The 15,856-nt window shown below is 49.5% G+C and carries 13 protein-coding genes; 8 read left to right on the top strand and 5 right to left on the bottom strand.

Annotated elements, in window-relative coordinates; translation table 11 throughout:
• Positions 1 to 13: 13 nt before the first annotated feature.
• The 3 genes from L6H98_RS05540 to L6H98_RS05530 all read right to left on the bottom strand — a co-directional run bounded on the left by L6H98_RS05540 (position 14) and on the right by L6H98_RS05530 (position 6,692).
• Positions 14 to 3,208, bottom strand: a complete 3,195-nt coding sequence (locus tag L6H98_RS05540; RefSeq protein ID WP_236413499.1) for an ATP-binding protein — start codon at positions 3,206 to 3,208, stop codon at positions 14 to 16.
• Positions 3,209 to 3,632: 424 nt separating this feature from the next.
• Entirely contained in the window at positions 3,633 to 4,970 is a 1,338-nt protein-coding gene (locus L6H98_RS05535; protein ID WP_236413497.1) for a glycoside hydrolase family 30 beta sandwich domain-containing protein, read from the bottom strand.
• Between the two features lie 207 nt (positions 4,971 to 5,177).
• The gene (locus L6H98_RS05530) at positions 5,178 to 6,692 is read right to left on the bottom strand and encodes a leucine-rich repeat domain-containing protein (protein ID WP_236413496.1); all 1,515 of its coding nucleotides are present in this window, start codon (positions 6,690 to 6,692) and stop codon (positions 5,178 to 5,180) included.
• Positions 6,693 to 7,054: 362 nt separating this feature from the next.
• Between L6H98_RS05530 and L6H98_RS05525 the strand changes: the two genes are divergently transcribed.
• From L6H98_RS05525 to L6H98_RS05500, 6 genes are all read left to right on the top strand, one after another.
• Positions 7,055 to 7,972: an aldo/keto reductase family oxidoreductase gene (locus L6H98_RS05525; RefSeq protein ID WP_236413495.1), complete on the top strand. Its 918-nt coding sequence runs from the start codon at positions 7,055 to 7,057 to the stop codon at positions 7,970 to 7,972.
• A gap of 326 nt (positions 7,973 to 8,298) precedes the next feature.
• Positions 8,299 to 9,681 (top strand): helix-turn-helix transcriptional regulator, encoded by a 1,383-nt coding sequence (locus L6H98_RS05520; RefSeq protein ID WP_236413494.1) that lies wholly within the window; start codon positions 8,299 to 8,301, stop codon positions 9,679 to 9,681.
• A gap of 248 nt (positions 9,682 to 9,929) precedes the next feature.
• Positions 9,930 to 10,112 (top strand): aspartyl-phosphate phosphatase Spo0E family protein, encoded by a 183-nt coding sequence (locus L6H98_RS05515; protein WP_236413493.1) that lies wholly within the window; start codon positions 9,930 to 9,932, stop codon positions 10,110 to 10,112.
• A gap of 132 nt (positions 10,113 to 10,244) precedes the next feature.
• Positions 10,245 to 10,625: a GntR family transcriptional regulator gene (locus L6H98_RS05510; protein ID WP_236413492.1), complete on the top strand. Its 381-nt coding sequence runs from the start codon at positions 10,245 to 10,247 to the stop codon at positions 10,623 to 10,625.
• Positions 10,622 to 11,497 carry an ABC transporter ATP-binding protein gene (locus L6H98_RS05505; protein ID WP_236413491.1) on the top strand — a complete coding sequence of 292 codons (876 nt, stop codon included), beginning with the start codon at positions 10,622 to 10,624 and terminating at the stop codon, positions 11,495 to 11,497. The genes L6H98_RS05510 and L6H98_RS05505 overlap by 4 nt, the downstream gene beginning before the upstream one ends.
• Entirely contained in the window at positions 11,494 to 12,192 is a 699-nt protein-coding gene (locus L6H98_RS05500) for a hypothetical protein (protein ID WP_236413489.1), read from the top strand. The genes L6H98_RS05505 and L6H98_RS05500 overlap by 4 nt, the downstream gene beginning before the upstream one ends.
• Positions 12,193 to 12,339: 147 nt before the next feature.
• On the opposite strand, the gene L6H98_RS05495 is transcribed toward L6H98_RS05500, so the two are convergent.
• Both L6H98_RS05495 and L6H98_RS05490 read right to left on the bottom strand, forming a co-directional pair.
• The gene (locus L6H98_RS05495; protein ID WP_236413487.1) at positions 12,340 to 13,110 is read right to left on the bottom strand and encodes an isocitrate lyase/phosphoenolpyruvate mutase family protein; all 771 of its coding nucleotides are present in this window, start codon (positions 13,108 to 13,110) and stop codon (positions 12,340 to 12,342) included.
• Between the two features lie 56 nt (positions 13,111 to 13,166).
• Positions 13,167 to 14,246 (bottom strand): trifunctional transcriptional activator/DNA repair protein Ada/methylated-DNA--[protein]-cysteine S-methyltransferase, encoded by a 1,080-nt coding sequence (locus L6H98_RS05490; protein ID WP_236413486.1) that lies wholly within the window; start codon positions 14,244 to 14,246, stop codon positions 13,167 to 13,169.
• A gap of 249 nt (positions 14,247 to 14,495) precedes the next feature.
• Between L6H98_RS05490 and L6H98_RS05485 the strand changes: the two genes are divergently transcribed.
• Positions 14,496 to 14,867 carry a LysM peptidoglycan-binding domain-containing protein gene (locus L6H98_RS05485; protein WP_236413484.1) on the top strand — a complete coding sequence of 124 codons (372 nt, stop codon included), beginning with the start codon at positions 14,496 to 14,498 and terminating at the stop codon, positions 14,865 to 14,867.
• A gap of 240 nt (positions 14,868 to 15,107) precedes the next feature.
• Positions 15,108 to 15,686, top strand: coding sequence for a hypothetical protein (locus tag L6H98_RS05480; protein ID WP_236413482.1), 579 nt, complete (start codon positions 15,108 to 15,110; stop codon positions 15,684 to 15,686).
• Positions 15,687 to 15,856 lie beyond the last annotated feature (170 nt).

Genomic DNA, 15,856 nt, shown 5'->3' with positions numbered 1-15,856 from the left:
GGTCTTGTCATGGTCAAGACCTGGCATGTTCATGGGATTCAGGCTGTTGATAAGGGATAACGAACGAGACGGATGTACCTGCCCCCGGTTCGCTGCGAATGGTCAGCCCCTGTCCGTAGAGCTGAATCAGCCTGCGGTTCGTATTGGCAACCCCGATGCCCTGTTTCCCTTGCATCGAAACGTCCAGCAGCTGCTTGACCAATTGGGAGTCCATGCCGACGCCATTGTCGTGAACCTCGACCCGCACGGCCTGACTCTGTTTCTCACGGGCAATGGTGAGGGTTAGCGTTCCGCCCGACGCTCTTCCCAGCAACCCATGCTGAACGGCGTTCTCGACCAAGGGTTGAACGGAAAGCGGAGGCAGCAAGATGTTCAGGCCAGGCTCTATATTCAAGATGATGGACAATCGTTCTCCGAACCGTTCCTGTTCAATGTACAGATAGGCCTGAACCAGCTCCAGCTCATGAGGGAGTTCCACCAGTTTTCCCGTATTGAGATAGTTGAAGCTGATTCTTAGAAAGGAGGCAAACGCATCCCCGAATTTGTGCATCTTCTCTGTATCGATATCGCTTAATGCAATGAGGGAGTTCAGCGTATTGAACAGAAAATGAGGCTGGATCTGGGCCTGCAGATAGGCAGCTTCAATCCGAAGCCGTTCGTTGATGGACTGTTTCAGCCCGATCAGCGCTTTAATCCGGTATTTCAGTTCCAGCGCATCCACTGGTTTCGTCACGTAATCGTTCGCTCCGGACGAGAAACCGGTATAGATGTCCGAAGGCTGGCTGCGAGCCGTTAACAACAAGATGGGCAGCTCGGAGACGGAGTAGCGTTCACGTACTCTTTGAGTCAGCTCGTATCCGGACATCTGAGGCATCATCACGTCGGTGACCAGCAGGTCCCATTGTCGGGTGTCCAGCAGCTCCAACGCTTCACGGGCAGAATGGGCCGTCGTCACGGTATAAGGCTCAGACGAAAGCATGCTGACGAGTACCTTCAGGTTGATCGGATCGTCATCGACGGCCAAAATGTGAATCGGGCTTTCCTGCAGCAAAGGAAGAACCGCAGGTGAGGCGTGAGCTGCCTTCGTGTTCTGCTCGGACCATTCGGCCACATTGGTTTCTGAACCTGATTTCGCCGCGGCAGAGAGCTTCGTGGAGGGAGAGGCTGCTTCTTCCCACGGTTCCATCCGTATTCCCGGTTGTACCTGGCTGAGATCCGTATTGGCCAGCGGCAAACTGAACGTAAACGTTGAACCTTTGGAAGGTTCGGAGCGAGCGCTCAGCGTACCGCCATGCAGTTCAACGAGCTGCTGGCAGATGCTCAGCCCGAGCCCAATGCCCTGTTCATGGCCATCTCCGGACAGGCCTTGTTCGTATGGGGAGAAAACGCGCGAAAGGGTCTCCTTGTCCATGCCGATGCCCGTGTCCGAAACATGGATGATCGCCTTTGTTTCCCGTACCTCGGCAGAGAGGGTCACCATGCCGGTCTCCGTAAATTTCAATGCATTATGGATCAGATTGTGCAAAATTTGCACCAGTCGTTTCTCGTCCGCCATGACAGCGGGCAGCGAATCGGGAATGTCGTTATGCAACGTTATGGTTTTGCGTTCAGTCATAAACTGCAGCATGGACATGACTCCGGGCACAATGGACTGAACCCGGATCGGCTCGGGATGCAGCTTGATGCGGTGCTCCTTGAGCCGGACGACATCGAGCAGATCGCCAATAAGATGCGACATGCGGCGGCTGATCGTGATCAGCAGATTCATGTCCTGCAGGCTGCCGGGATGCAGCCGGCCTTTCTCTTGCGAGACGACATTGTGGGCGATATTCATGATGCCGTGCAAGGGAGTTCTTAGCTCATGGGACGTATTCGCCAGAAACTGATCCTTGATGCGGTCCGCTTTGATCAGCTGTTCATTCAGCTCGACGTTCAATCTGGCATTGCGGAAGTATTTTTTGAACCAATACGTCGAGAATCCCGCGAGGGCCATGACCAAATCAAACGGATAGAAGACCGTCGTGACGTTAAATGACAGTTCCGCAAAGCTCCATAACAGGTTGGAAATGATGCAGGAAGCGGACACCAGTATGAAAATGATGTCTTGGTCGTTCTGCTGTTGTCCGACCATTTTGACCGAGAGCGTTATAAACCAGACGAATGCGGTGCAATACAGCCAATCAAAGATACGATAATGGATGATTTCGTAAATGAAGGACGCCGGCGAAACGGTAGTCAGGATCATCATGGCAAGCAGCATGGCAAGGTATATGCGGGTCCAGCGGCTGGGTGAACGTCGCGTCGTGAATTTTCGGAACAATAAAATAATGAACATGCTTAGGGCTAACAGAGCAATCAGGTGAACTTTCAGTCCCCATGTGTAATTGAGCGGCAACCACAGCATCAGAATGTTATCGTGTGCGGACAAAATGGCTATACCTACCGATACGGTAACCAACAAGGCGTATAATAAGGATTTTTCGCACGGGTTGATCAAGAAAAGGATGCCGGCGTAGATCCCGTGAAGCATCAACACGAGAAATATAAAGAGCTGAAAGCCGATCGAATACCAGCGGGAAAAGTCCATGGCGGCCTGTGATCCGAAATAGGCAGGCACCATGATCCCTCCTTTATGCGGGCTGTCAAAGTTGGCAATCCGAACGACCAAGTCAATCTTCGTTGTGTTCCCGTCATAAGAAGGGGTGAATGATAGACTGTTGGGTTTGTATTGCTCGGGGGTATCGCCGATTGTACCTAATGCAGATACGGTTTCGCCGTTGATTTCCACTTCGGACGATGCCTGGAGTTTCTTGAACCAAAATGAAACGGGCTGCGGAATCGGGTTCATCCGAATTTGCAGCCTGTAAGTACCGTACCCGTAAGAGGTATTATCGCTGTTGTTAAGCGCATCTCCCCAGTCTCCGGGCACCTGTATAGGGATGGAATCGTATTTTCCGGATCGGATTTCCTTAAGGGTTAGCAGCTGATGAGGGTAGAAATCCCATTCGCCGTTCAGGTACATCAACGGTGCGCTGTCCAAATCGACATTTCGCAAATCAAGCTCGCCGTTTACAGGAGAATGATCCCGCAGAATGGGGAACATTTGATGGGTCCAGAACCAGCGCATGCCGACTAATACCGCAAAGGTCATCAAGATGATCCAGATATATTTCATTTTGAGATGAGTGGACGTGTTTGATTTTTTCATAGTGGGTGTTACTTTCGACAAAAATCGCTGTGTTTCCTGCTGAATCGCTTGCGCAATTTACACATTACTCCAAAGAACGACAACAACAAACTGTCGATATTCGTCTATTTTTTGTCAAGGCGCCGATGATATAGTATTAATTGATATGGAGAATTTTGTTATTTTCCATGGCCTCGAATTAAAGTGTTGAATTCCCTAAATAACAACATGAGAGGAGGGGCTGGCAAATAGCAATCCAATGAGGAACATCCCCAAGCGTCCTGGTCCGTCAATTGGAGTCCGCAGGACTTTGATGATGCGAAAGGACATTGGGGACAAGCGGAGTCAATATCGAAACCATACAAAACAACCATTTCGATGCCTTTTCGGGCCGATGATGGTTGTTTTTTGGTTCCATTTTTTATTGCCGAATATGGCAGCCTTATCAAGAAGTCGAAAGGACGATGCTATTAAAAGACTCGGCTTCCAGTTCAATTCGGAATGTCTGGCCCGCATGGGCAAGCAGCAGCTCCCGGTTATCGCTGAACGGATTGTTGATAACAACGACCAGGCTCCCATCCGGGTTGCGGAAAGCCGTAGCTTTGCCGCTCCAGGGGCCGGATAGCCCGACGCGGCGCGCACCAGGAACGATGTGGTGGGCATAATGCTTCATGACGTAGTATTCCGGATTGCGGATCAGCCGTTGGGTTGCCGGATCGACGGTAACCATGGAATTTTGCTCCCATCCCCATGTGCTGCGACCTTTGGGCTCAAGAACCATGTTCCAGTACACATATGCATTCACTCCGTTGGCGAAATAGTGCTGAAACAGATTGAATACGTACTTGGCGTACATCCAGGAGTTGTTTCCATCGCCGCACTCGTTTTCGGTTTGCATGTACCGGAGTTCGGGATAGCTCGCTACCGTGCGTTGTATGGCGTGTTTCCCCGCCCATTGATAACCGACGCCTTTAATGTAGGAGTATGCCTGGGGATCGCTAAGGACAAGCCCGGCATACTCGTCGAAATCGTTCGTTTTTTTGTGGATCAGCTCTTCCCAGGGATCGGGGGCATTGATCGTGCCCAGCCAGATTTCCGTGTCCAGGCCGTGCTTTTCGAATGCAGGCCCAAGGTGCTCCGCAATGAATTCGCGCAGCTGTTCGCCCGTCCATTTGCAGGAAGGGAATTTCTGATCCGCGATAACCTCGTTTTGCACATGGACCTGATGGATGGTTATCCCGGCTTCTTGGTACGCCTGCACAAATTTCACGAAATACAGCGCATATGCATCCAAAATATCCTTTTCCCAGCGCAGCGTGCCGTAGTTGTAGGCTTTCGGCGTTTTCATCCAGGTCGGCGGACTCCATGGAGAAGCGAATAGCTGCAGGTTCGGATTGTAGGATAAGGCCTCCTTGATATAAGGAATTAAATATTTGAAATCTCGTTCGATCGAAAAATGTTCCATGGCCAAATCGCCATCGGTTTCGTTATGGCTGTACCATTCTGCCGCGTAATCGCTTGCACCGATGGGCAGTCGGCAAATCGTGAATTTATGTTCACCGTCAGGGTGGAACAGGGAGTGGAAGAGTTCGTGCCGCTGCTCTTCGTTCAGATGGGACAAGGCTATATACCCAAGCTCGTTAAAACATCCGCCAAACCCCTCCACCTCCTGGTAAAGTTCGTCCGACACTTTCAAGTTAGCGCTTTCATTTGTTGGTTTTAATACACTTTCCTTCCACGGGGTATCCGGTGTCGTCGAATACGCGCGCACCTTCAGGGACATGTCCAGTTCCTCCTCGCGAGAACCATAGTATGTTTCAATACAGTCAGTATATCAGTTAGCTGATCAAAAAAGGATGTGCCAAACCACGTGAAATTTACCCAAATCCACGGTTATGCTTTGGATGGATAACCAAACTCCCTGCCAAAACGAAGCTTGGCAGGGAGTTCACTGATATTGAAATAAACGGGTACGCGGCTGCGCCTATGATTAAGGTTGCAAAGCCGGCTGCTGCGCCGGTGGTTTGTTTGCGAAAATCAGAATGGTTCTGCTGTCGGCCAGATAACCGACCGTCGTTTCCAGCTGCTCGGAAATGAACCGGACCGGAACGAACGCTTTGCCGTTTTGAATCAGCAATGGGGCATCATTTACGATGGTATTGCCGTTCACGTTCACTTGCCGGTGGCCAGCCGCCCATTGAATGACCTGATCGCCCTGAGAAATAATGACCTCTTCTGTGGCGGGATGCCAGTCCACGCTTGCGTTCAGATGCTCGGAAACAAAGCGCAGTGGAACGTAAGTCCTGCCTTTATCGATGAAAGGGGCAGCATCCAATGCATAGGGTTTTTCTCCGACGTATGCCGTGGTCGACCCTTCGGTCAACCTTTGAATACTGCCCTGCGGAGAACGTTTCTGCTCGCGAACGTTAAGCTGGTTCAGCATTTGCATGGTTTGGCTGCCGCTGGAAATGTCCAGGTAGTTATGCTGAATCGTCAATGGTGCAGGCTCGATTTCATTGATCGGGACGAGAGAGCCTATGGCGGATGATGAGGCAGAAATATCCTGCACGCCATTCGTCAGTCCAGAGGATAGATTCAGCTTCGCAATCGGGCTCAGATCCCATATTCGATTATCTGCAAGCTTCAACGATTGCAATTTTTTCAGCGCTGCGAGCGGTCGGAGATCATAAATCTGGTTGGATTCCGCGTTCAACTCCTTCAGGCTGTTCAATGCCCCGAAGGCCTCGATTTGTTCGATCCGATTGTTGGATACGTCCAGCGACCGCAGGTTGGTCAAATGGGCGAGCGGTTCGGCATCAACGATATCATTGCCTGCGACGTTGAGTTGGAGCAGCGACTCCGGAAGCTCGGACAAGGAGCCGGATGATCCAATCCGGTTGTTCGCAACGTTAAGGGATTGCAATTTGGTAAGGCCGCTAATGGGCGAAAGGTCTGTGAGCTGATTGTTGGCAACCTCGACTCGTTTCAAATCATGCGCATGTTCCAGCGGCGCAATGCTCGTTATCCCGTTTCCGCTGGCGAAGAATGTATGTAGTCTCGGAAAAGCCCGAACAACGGCAATGGAAGTCACCGAATTGTTGCTGATGTACAGCCGTCCAAGGTTCTGCAATTCGCCAAGAGCATCAATCGATGTAATATAGTTGTTGCGCACGTCGATTTCCCGCAATTTCGTCAGATGGGCAACCGGCGTGAGGTCACTCAATTCATTGCCGTACAAGCGCAGATGCGTCAGATTCGTTGCATACTCAAGCCCGGCGAGACTCTGGATCCCCATGTTGCTCAGGTCGACTACGGTCAATTGCTGAAGATCGGACGGGGTCAGGCTGGCATCGACGGGTTTATTCAAAATGAGCTTGAGCCCGGTTTCCAATGCGGGATCTTCCACAATACTACTCTTCTGCTCGGACATGGGGTAGGCCATCGCCTGTCCGGCTCCTCCGATCGAGAGGATCAATATGACAAATAAAAGAGCTATTCTTTTCATTGCATGAACTCCCTCCGCCTGAATTCAAGATTCGTTTAGCAAACACGCAAGGTCTATGTAAAAATCACTTCTTAGTTATTAACCAGGCTCCACGGAAAAGGAACAGCCCCGAAAAGCGTTCCGTCTTCTACATTTCTATTCTATACGAAACCAGCCCCCGCCTGCACACTTCTTGAACCTTGCCGCAAAAAAATGCGTTGCAGGCCTCATTCGCCGTAAATCGTCCATTATTCCATATAAGTTTTCCATAAATCCATTGAAAACGGTTGCGCATATATGTCACAATCATAGAGGAACATCATCTGTGCAAGCCATCTGGTAGTTCATAGGATCATTACGATTTGATATGGAGGGGAATCATCATGAGAACGATAAAGCTTGGAAGCAGCTCGCTTGAGGTGCCGGTTGTAGCCGTGGGCTGCATGCGAATCAATGCACTGAGCAGCAAGGAAGCGGAGCATTTCGTCCACTCGGCCATCGAAGCGGGCGCGAACTTCTTTGATCATGCCGACATCTACGGGGCAGGGACGTGCGAAGAGATTTTTGCCGAAGCTGTCCAGATGAATCCCCAAGTGAGGGAAAATCTGATTCTCCAGTCCAAATGCGGCATTCGCAAGGGCATGTTCGACTTCTCCAAAGAACATATCCTGAATTCGGTGGACGGTATTTTGAAACGCCTCAAAACCGAATATCTCGATGTTTTGCTGCTGCATCGTCCCGATGCTCTGGTGGAGCCGGAGGAAGTGGCCGAAGCATTCGATCTGCTTGAGCGCGAAGGCAAAGTGCGCCATTTCGGGGTGTCCAACCAAAATCCGAACCAGATCGAACTGTTGAAAAAATATGTGAAACAACCGCTGGTTGCCAACCAGCTTCAATTGAGCATTACGAATACAACGATGATCTCCAGCGGGATCAACGTGAATATGGAGAACGACGCCGCCGTCAACCGCGATGGCAGCGTGCTGGATTATTGCCGTCTGCACGACATTACGATTCAGCCATGGTCCCCGTTCCAATACGGATTCTTCGAAGGCGTATTCCTTGGCAACGAGAAGTTCCCGGAGCTGAATGCCAAGATCGACGAAATTGCCGCGAAATACGGTGTGACCAATACAACGATTGCCATTGCCTGGCTGCTGCGTCATCCGGCCAAAATGCAGCCGGTGACGGGAACGACGACCGTTAGCCGTTTGCAAGACTGCATCAAGGCCGGCGAGATCGATCTTACCCGTCAGGAATGGTATGACATTTATCGCGCAGCAGGCAACATTTTGCCGTAAGCGAGATTCGTGGATGTAGAATACTTGAATAACATGGGAAGCACGGGCATGTTTTGCTCGTGTTTTTCATTTGGTTTTGATATTGATTGCCGTAGTTTCCAGCGTATAAAATAGAATGAGAGATTTGTATATTTAAAAGGATTAAATTGTAATAAATACAAATTAGTTGAAAGGAAACTTATTGACCCTCGATCAATTCCTACATATAATTACTTTGAAATGTCGTTGATCCTGTTTATGGTTTTTATGAGAACCGCAAGTCGCGGTCTGTCTTCTTTAAATGTACGTCAATAGGCGTTTTGCTTACTTTGGAGGGTGGTGTTCGTTTGGAGTCGGCAACCACGATACGCGATCATTTGGAATCATACTTGAAAAGGGAACGGATGTCGATCAGTCTGTTTTCCGAGCTGTCAGGCATCAATTCAGGCACGCTTAGCAACATATTAAACAAAAACCGCCCGATCTCGATGCAGCAGCTGGACCGTATTACGGCGGCCATGCAGCTGGATGAGGGCTACTATTACGAACTGTACATCGAAGAGTGTTTCGTTCACTCCACGCCGGACTGGCGCAGGCTTGGTCCATTCCTCCATCGATGTGCAGAGTTGGACAAATTGAATTGCATTGAAGAGGTTATCCGGTTGATGATGGATAATCTGTCCTATATACCTTTGTTATTTGAAGTCGCAGAGGAGTTTTACGGTGGCGGAAAATTCAAAGCGGCCGTTCTTTTGTACGAAACGATTGCCGAAAGTGAAAAAATGCAGCATTCGGAACGGCTTGCACTCTGCCAATATCGCCTATTTAAGCTGGGCCTGGGCAAAGACCGCCAGAAGAACCTCATTATCGCTTCCAGGTTCGAGTATTACGTCGATCGATTGGATGAACGCTATCAACTGGATGCGCTGAACGAATTGATCAATGCGTTCGGAGCGCTGCACCGCTGGATGAAGGTCCAGGAATTGTCCGAAAAATTAAAGGTGAAGGCTAAGGTTCATTATGAACTGAATGGGAGAAACAAGCAGGAAGAAACGAAAAAACCGATTATTTTTTATATTTTATATTCCGATCTGGCTGCAGGAAGCGCGCTCTATCATCTTAAGGAGTACGACAGGGCGCTTGATTTCGTTTCTCGTTACGCAGACAGCAGTTGGGTGAAGCAGCCTGATGAGGAAGAACGAATCGTAATGCATCAATTCCAGGAATGGGCTGAGGGCAATCGCTATGTATATCAATTGATGGCCGGTCGTTTCGAGGTGCTGCCCGATTATGTAGGGTACATCTCCAACAGGGAAAATGAAGTCTTTCCGGCGCTTTGCGACATTGTGACGGCCGCCAACCGCTACGATATGAACATCGATTTCGTGCTTGAAAAGTTTAAATCACATTTGTCATATCAGGAGCAAAGCAACCGGATCGGCAAAGTGAGCAAACAGGTTACCGATGATCGCTATGTTCGTCTAATGGGAGGATTAGCTTCATATTATTTACGGAAGGACGATTTTATCAAAGGTTTACAGTATGCCTTGAATAGTATGAAGTTTGCTCTTGAAATTCATGATGGCCGGGGTATGCTTAAAAGTATCGGGTTGTTTGAACAGTATAGGGATTATGCGACCGATGAAGCAATGCAGCAATACAAAAATTTGATTAGTGAGGTGCAGAAACTCAATGATGAGGAAGTTTGCTTCGCTGATAGTCATGTTTAGCATTGTTATTGCCATTGTAGCTCCTGGTGCTCAATCTGATGGTCCTGATCGAGGTCTGACGACGTCCAATCCGGATATTATGCGCACCGCAGACCATGGATTCGGATCGTAAAAAACGTATGCCGGCAGAAAACGTCCTCAGCTTGCCAGGGGACGTTTTTTTCTTTTGTTGGAAGAATAAGTATGCGATATCCCGTACAATCTTGCGATCGACAGATTCCGTTAAAATGTGACAGAAGGAGGAGGTTATGGATTGTACGGAATTGAAATTGGAGATTGAACTTGCCAGGGAACTGCTGTACGTGAAGGAACGGGAGTACGGGAGTTTCCAGCATCCGGAAGTGATAAGGCAATCTATAGTGCTGGACGAGCTGATGAATAAATATTATCGTGCCACGAAAAAAAGTCCAATCCATAAACCGCAGACGTAGCGAAAGAAATGGGCGCGTTTAAGAAAAAGGACTATTTACATCGTGGCTTCTTTGTAGTATGGTTAGTTACATGAGTAACTAACCGATTAACTTGGCCTGAATCAATAATTCAATGATGAAAGTTGGATTTGCATGAAATCGAATCTGGACGAATCACAGCCCATTTTTCATCAGATCGCCCTGATGATTATGGATGACATCGTAGAAGGCCGCTTAAAGGCTGAGGAACAGGTTCCTTCCACCAATGAGCTGTCGCGGTTTTACAATATCAACCCTGCTACGGCGCGGAAAGGGCTGCAGTCGTTAGCGGACAAAGGCATTATCTACAAACAGCGGGGACTGGGCATGTTCGTCGCAAAAGGAGCGCGGGATACTTTGCTTCAAGAACGAAGGCAGCATTTTTACGAGGAATACATTCAACCTTTGCTTGAGGAAGCCAAACGCATTCACATGAGTGAAGAAGCAATCATCGACCTGATCAAAGGCAAGAGCGATAAGGAGAGTGAGTCATGATACACGTGGAACAAGTGGAGTACGGTTACCAGGGAACGCCTGTTTTGAAGAACCTCACGCTGCGGGAAGACGAACCGGTCATCAGTGCATTGTGGGGGAGGAACGGCGCAGGGAAAACGACGCTGATGAGTTTGCTTGCAGGCCATCAGCGGCCGGAGCAGGGAACGATTCGGATCATGGGTCATGAGCCGTACGACAATTTGGCTGCACAGGAGAATCTGTGTTATGTCCAGGAGAATCATCCTTTCGGGAGAAACTGGAGCATGGTTGATTTGATGCGATACGGCCAGTATTTTCATCCCGAATGGGATCAGGAGCTGGCAGAGCGACTGGTGGATATGTTTGAACTGCCGCTGAAGCGGAAAATCGCTAAATTTTCCAAAGGCATGAAAACGGCGGCCCAGATCATTCTTGGATTATCCAGCCGCGCAAATATTACGATTCTTGACGAGCCCACCAATGGCTTGGACGCTGAGAAGCGGAAGTTTTTCTATCGCGCTTTGCTGGAAACGTACGAGGATCAGCCGCGATTGATGCTGCTGTCGTCCCATCATATTGAGGAAATTCAGCCTTTATGCGAATCCTTGATCGTTCTTCATGGGGGCAACATATTGCTGCATCAATCCATGGAGGAAATGCGCGAGAGAGGTATTCTTCTAACAGGGGATATTAGCGCTATTGAACGAGTTGCAGCGGGCTCCCCTATCCTGGAATCATCCCGGCTGGGCAGCACGCACAAAGTCATGATCGACGCAGTGTACTCTGGAGCCTGGAAAGAAAAAGCCAGCGAATATGGGGTAACCATCGAAAAGGCGGCAATACAGGATTACCTGGTTAACGTAACCAGAAAGCATGAGGAGGTTCGTCCATGAATGTTGCAAAAGGCACAAATCGCATGATCATGGAAGACATGGTGTGGCATTATAAAATGTTTGCGTACATCACGCTTGCGCTGACGGCCATCTATCTTGCGATAGGATACATTTTCGGTGCTGCTTTCCCGACAACGCTTTTCGGCCCGATGTATGGAGGAATCATTGCATTTGCCATCGTGGGGATCGTTAACGTGTACCCGGTTGCGATTGGCATGGGGAGCACGCGGACTCAATTTCTTAAGTCGTTCTACTTGATCTCGGTCTGGATGGTTGTTGTCGCCATTACGACGTTAAACCTGATCTATCTGATTATGGATCTGCTTCATCAATACGGCTCGTTGGGCGTCACCTTTTATAGTGCTGGGGCTCTGTACGTAAAAGATTTTCACTTCTTTCCTTACTTGTGGACCGATCTAATGGTTGGATTTTTCCTGCTGGGATTATCGTTATTTATAACGGTAGGCTGGCTCCGATTGGGGATGCGCAATTTTCTGATTTTGTTCTTTGGACTGAGTGTGGTCTTAACGCTTGTACTTACGCAGGTGGATTGGAGCTTATTTGTGGAATGGATCATGAAAGCCAATAAAACGGTATTGTTCATCGTGAGCGGCGTATTGGGTCTAGGGCTGATGCTCGCGACCTATCCCATGATGAAGAATGCTCCGCTTGTGATGAAGGGGCGTAAAAGCTGACACTGGTAAATGGAACGTATAAAACGATTGCAGGAAATTGCCATTAGGTAAACATTGGATTCGTAAAATATAAGTGGAAATAAAGCAGTCCATACCGGGCTGCTTTATTTTCGCTTTAATTATACATGGTGGACGGGATATCCGAGTTTAGCGGTGCAATAAAAGTTCTTGGCCCAACCTTGAAAGTTCCTCCATCATGTGTTGGTAAGGATAAGGCCCGTAGCTGACTCGGGCAACGCCTAATTCACCAAGTTGAGCAGGTGTTGGCTTGCGTGAAGTCAGCATAATATTGACGGGCAGGGCACACTGCTCGCACAGTTCCCTGATGCTATCCGGATCTTGCAGTCCGGGCACGAACAATCCGTCCGCCCCGGCTTGTTCATAGGCATAAGCCCGCTCTATGGCGTCTGCGACCCATTCACGATGACTAGCCGGGGGAGTTTGGAGAAAGACATCCGTGCGGGCATTGATGAACAGGGGCACACCGGTTTGATCGGCACCGTCCCGGGCTGCCTTTAATCGCAGATGCTGCTCTTGAATAGAATATAGGCCCTCCCCACCCGGAATTTGATCTTCCAGGTTAATGCCGATGGCACCGGATTCGACCGTATGCTGCACATTTTCGCTAATTTCTGACACAAACCTCCCATACCCTCCCTCAATATCGACCGTAACAGGCAGATCTACGCTTGCCGCGATCCTCTTCAGGTTGGCAATGACCAGTTCGAAAGGCAGTGCTTCACCATCCTGCGAGCCATGAGCTGCTGCAACAGACCAACTGCCGGTGGCTATAGCCTTGGCTCCGGCTGACTGAATGGCGACCGCGCTTCCGGCATCCCATACATTGACCAGGATAAGCGGATCTCCTTTGACGTGCATGCTGCGAAATGACAATGCTTGCTCTGCGGCGGAATTCATAAAAGTGTTCTCTCCTTTGATGCTGCGTTTTTTGGAGTAGTGTGTTTTACGTTGGATTATGCTTGTCCCCGATCTATTCCTCGGATCGTTTCTTCCATCCGTTTTTCATGTTGGAGCAGCCAGCTTTTACGATTCAGCCCGCCCCCGTATCCACCCAAATCGCCGCTGGCGTTAATCACGCGATGGCATGGAATGACGATGGCCAACTGGTTGGCTCCATTGGCTTGGGCGACGGCCCTGCATGCGGACGGTTTGCCCAACATGACGGCAATATCCTGATAGGAACGTGTTTCTCCTGATGGAATTGCGACCAGCTGCTCCCATACGCTTTTTTGAAATGGTGTTCCTAAACAGGACAACGGGGTGTGGAACTCGGTGCGGGTACCTTCAAAATACTCTTCGAGCTCTTTCTCGATCGACATAATGGGGCCGGTAACGCCGGGAACGATGGCGCGTTTCGTTCGCAGCCGCAATCGCTCCACTTCCCGTTCCAATCCCCGGCGATCCACGAACTCCAGCAGAACTAAGGCATCGTCGTCGGCAATCGCCATCATGGGACCAAGCCGGGTATCCAGCCAGGCCGCCTTTAATACATGCTCGTCATCGATTTGTGTGGGTGGAGCACCCATGATTCGGGAAAAGGCATCCCGAAAGCCGCTGCTCGATTCGTAACCCGTGGACAGCTGCGCATCGATCACGGGTCGCCCTGAACGAATGTTTTTCAGGGCAAGCCCCATACGGCGGGCGCGAGCATACTCCACGAAAGTCATGCCGAACCGCTTCTTGAACTGTCGCCTTGCCGTGGATTCATCTATGGATAGTTGTCTGAAATCCTCGGTTTTCCAACGTTTCTCCGGATTGTTCTCGACCGCTTCCACCAGCAGGCGGACAATGTCCGACACCTGGTTGGGATGGGATAACGGACGACAACGCTGGCATGGGCGATATGAGGCCAACAACGCTTGCTGCGCAGTATCGAAAAATTCGCAGTTCTCGAACTTGGGTTTGCGAGCCGGACAAGTGGGACGGCAGAACACGCCCGTCGTTTTGACGCCAACATAGAACAGTCCTTCGTATTCCGTATCCTTGGCCAGCAGGGCCTGATAATAAATTTTTTTCTTTTCGAAGTCGAGCATCGGGCTTTCACGTCCTTACCGGGAAGTTTGTATCTCGATTATACCCAAATATGATTTTTGCATCGCCGAAATTCAGGCACGGATTTTTTTGTCGAGCGATTTGACGCTTCCTGTCGTTGTTTAGAATTTGTTGAGATGCAGATGGTATTATAGACCTATAAAAAGAAAATGGTTAGGTCCATGTGCCCTTGGGGATTCGATCCACGTTTATTAACGCCATTGTGAAACAAAGGTTTGGAGGTTGGTTGGATGATGAGGTATTCCACGTATCAGAGCATTTACGAATCGGTAAACCCGGAAACGGCCCAATCTGGCATAGGCGATTTCAAAAAGAAATGGCCGCGTATGAAAATGCCCACAGTTTTGATAAAAAGCTTGATCGTTTTTTTGATCATCCTCATCGGATGCAGCACGGTATTGAATGTATTTGCTGGAGGCAAAGAGGACCGTCTGGCACTTGGAGGCAAACTCGTCGTATCTCAGGGCGACACGCTCTGGAATATTGCAGTGAAGTATAAGCCGGATGATATGGATACGCGAGATTACATTGAAGAGATCAAAGCATACAATGAACTGGTTTCCAGCTCCATTCAGGTTGGACAAGTTCTGACGTTACCCTGATCGAAACAGCATGAGCAATAAACTTACATATAGTCCAAATATACTACTGGTTATCCGAAAGATGGAGCATCATCGCCATTTTGCCGGATAGCCGGTTTTTTTTGCGCGGAAAAGCATATGTCTCTTCTGCTTACATATCAAGGAGCTTCATGAGGAATGATATGGGTATTGAATGAATATAGGGAACGTTTGGCTTGTTGCCACGACGAAAGGATTACAGACAGGATGGAGGAGCTTTAGATGAATAAAAGCAGGTTCAACATCAACGCACTTGGCGTGCTGATTCTGGGATCAACGTTGCTGGTCAGCGGATGCGGCGCCATAAACAATAAGGAGTCGGTGCAGGAACACGCGTATCCCCAATCGAAACAGCCCATCGAGCAAGCGGGTCCAAACTCGGTTCCGAATGCGGCTGCCAAAAACAAGAACCCGGAAGCGGTTGAAGAAGGACGGCTGTCTGCCAAGGCCAACGATTCGGAAGGAGTCGGCTCGTTGATGTCCATTGAACTTCATCAGACGGACGAACTGGCCAAACACAAGCGTTTCGAATTCACGGTCAGACAGGTGCCTGAAGGGTATACACTATCCGAACTGCGTTGGACATCCAACCAGATTACGGTCATCGATAATTACGGACAAGCGGTTCAGCACGCCAAAAGCGGCAAAGAGGGTTTTTACATTGACGAGAAGCGTCAGATCTCAGGCTTCCAATACACGGGCGAAATGAAAGGGGAAAGCGGAAAAGTGACCCTGGTTTATACGGATGGTCAAGGCAGCGATGAGGTCCGGGTCGAAACCGAAGTGGCATTGCCTCTTTAACGGCGGGAGCCTTATTCAGATGATTGCCAGTGTGTGATGTGCATCGTTCGGTCGTGCCAAAAGACGGTCGCTGTCGGCACATTCAAGGCGGTCAGGGAGGCCAAAAAGCTTCGAGATTGTACCGAAAAGCGCATGCAAAAAGCAGCCCGGCGGGCTGCTTTTGCTTTTAT

The organism is Paenibacillus sp. JJ-223, from assembly GCF_927798175.1.
In the GTDB taxonomy this organism is placed as follows: Bacteria; Bacillota; Bacilli; order Paenibacillales; family Paenibacillaceae; genus Paenibacillus; species Paenibacillus hubeiensis.
This window is presented reverse-complemented; position numbering and strand designations above follow the sequence as displayed.

Bases quoted from the DNA above. Each gene is read 5' to 3' on its own strand.
- L6H98_RS05525 (WP_236413495.1), top strand. From the start codon at position 7,055: ATGAGAACGATAAAGCTTGGAAGCAGCTCGCTTGAGGTGCCGGTTGTA.
- L6H98_RS05515 (WP_236413493.1), top strand. From the start codon at position 9,930: ATGGATTGTACGGAATTGAAATTGGAGATTGAACTTGCCAGGGAACTG.
- L6H98_RS05480 (WP_236413482.1), top strand. From the start codon at position 15,108: ATGAATAAAAGCAGGTTCAACATCAACGCACTTGGCGTGCTGATTCTG.
- L6H98_RS05490 (WP_236413486.1), bottom strand. From the start codon at position 14,246: ATGCTCGACTTCGAAAAGAAAAAAATTTATTATCAGGCCCTGCTGGCC.
- L6H98_RS05540 (WP_236413499.1), bottom strand. From the start codon at position 3,208: ATGAAAAAATCAAACACGTCCACTCATCTCAAAATGAAATATATCTGG.
- L6H98_RS05485 (WP_236413484.1), top strand. From the start codon at position 14,496: ATGATGAGGTATTCCACGTATCAGAGCATTTACGAATCGGTAAACCCG.
- L6H98_RS05535 (WP_236413497.1), bottom strand. From the start codon at position 4,970: ATGTCCCTGAAGGTGCGCGCGTATTCGACGACACCGGATACCCCGTGG.
- L6H98_RS05510 (WP_236413492.1), top strand. From the start codon at position 10,245: ATGAAATCGAATCTGGACGAATCACAGCCCATTTTTCATCAGATCGCC.
- L6H98_RS05500 (WP_236413489.1), top strand. From the start codon at position 11,494: ATGAATGTTGCAAAAGGCACAAATCGCATGATCATGGAAGACATGGTG.
- L6H98_RS05505 (WP_236413491.1), top strand. From the start codon at position 10,622: ATGATACACGTGGAACAAGTGGAGTACGGTTACCAGGGAACGCCTGTT.
- L6H98_RS05530 (WP_236413496.1), bottom strand. From the start codon at position 6,692: ATGAAAAGAATAGCTCTTTTATTTGTCATATTGATCCTCTCGATCGGA.
- L6H98_RS05495 (WP_236413487.1), bottom strand. From the start codon at position 13,110: ATGAATTCCGCCGCAGAGCAAGCATTGTCATTTCGCAGCATGCACGTC.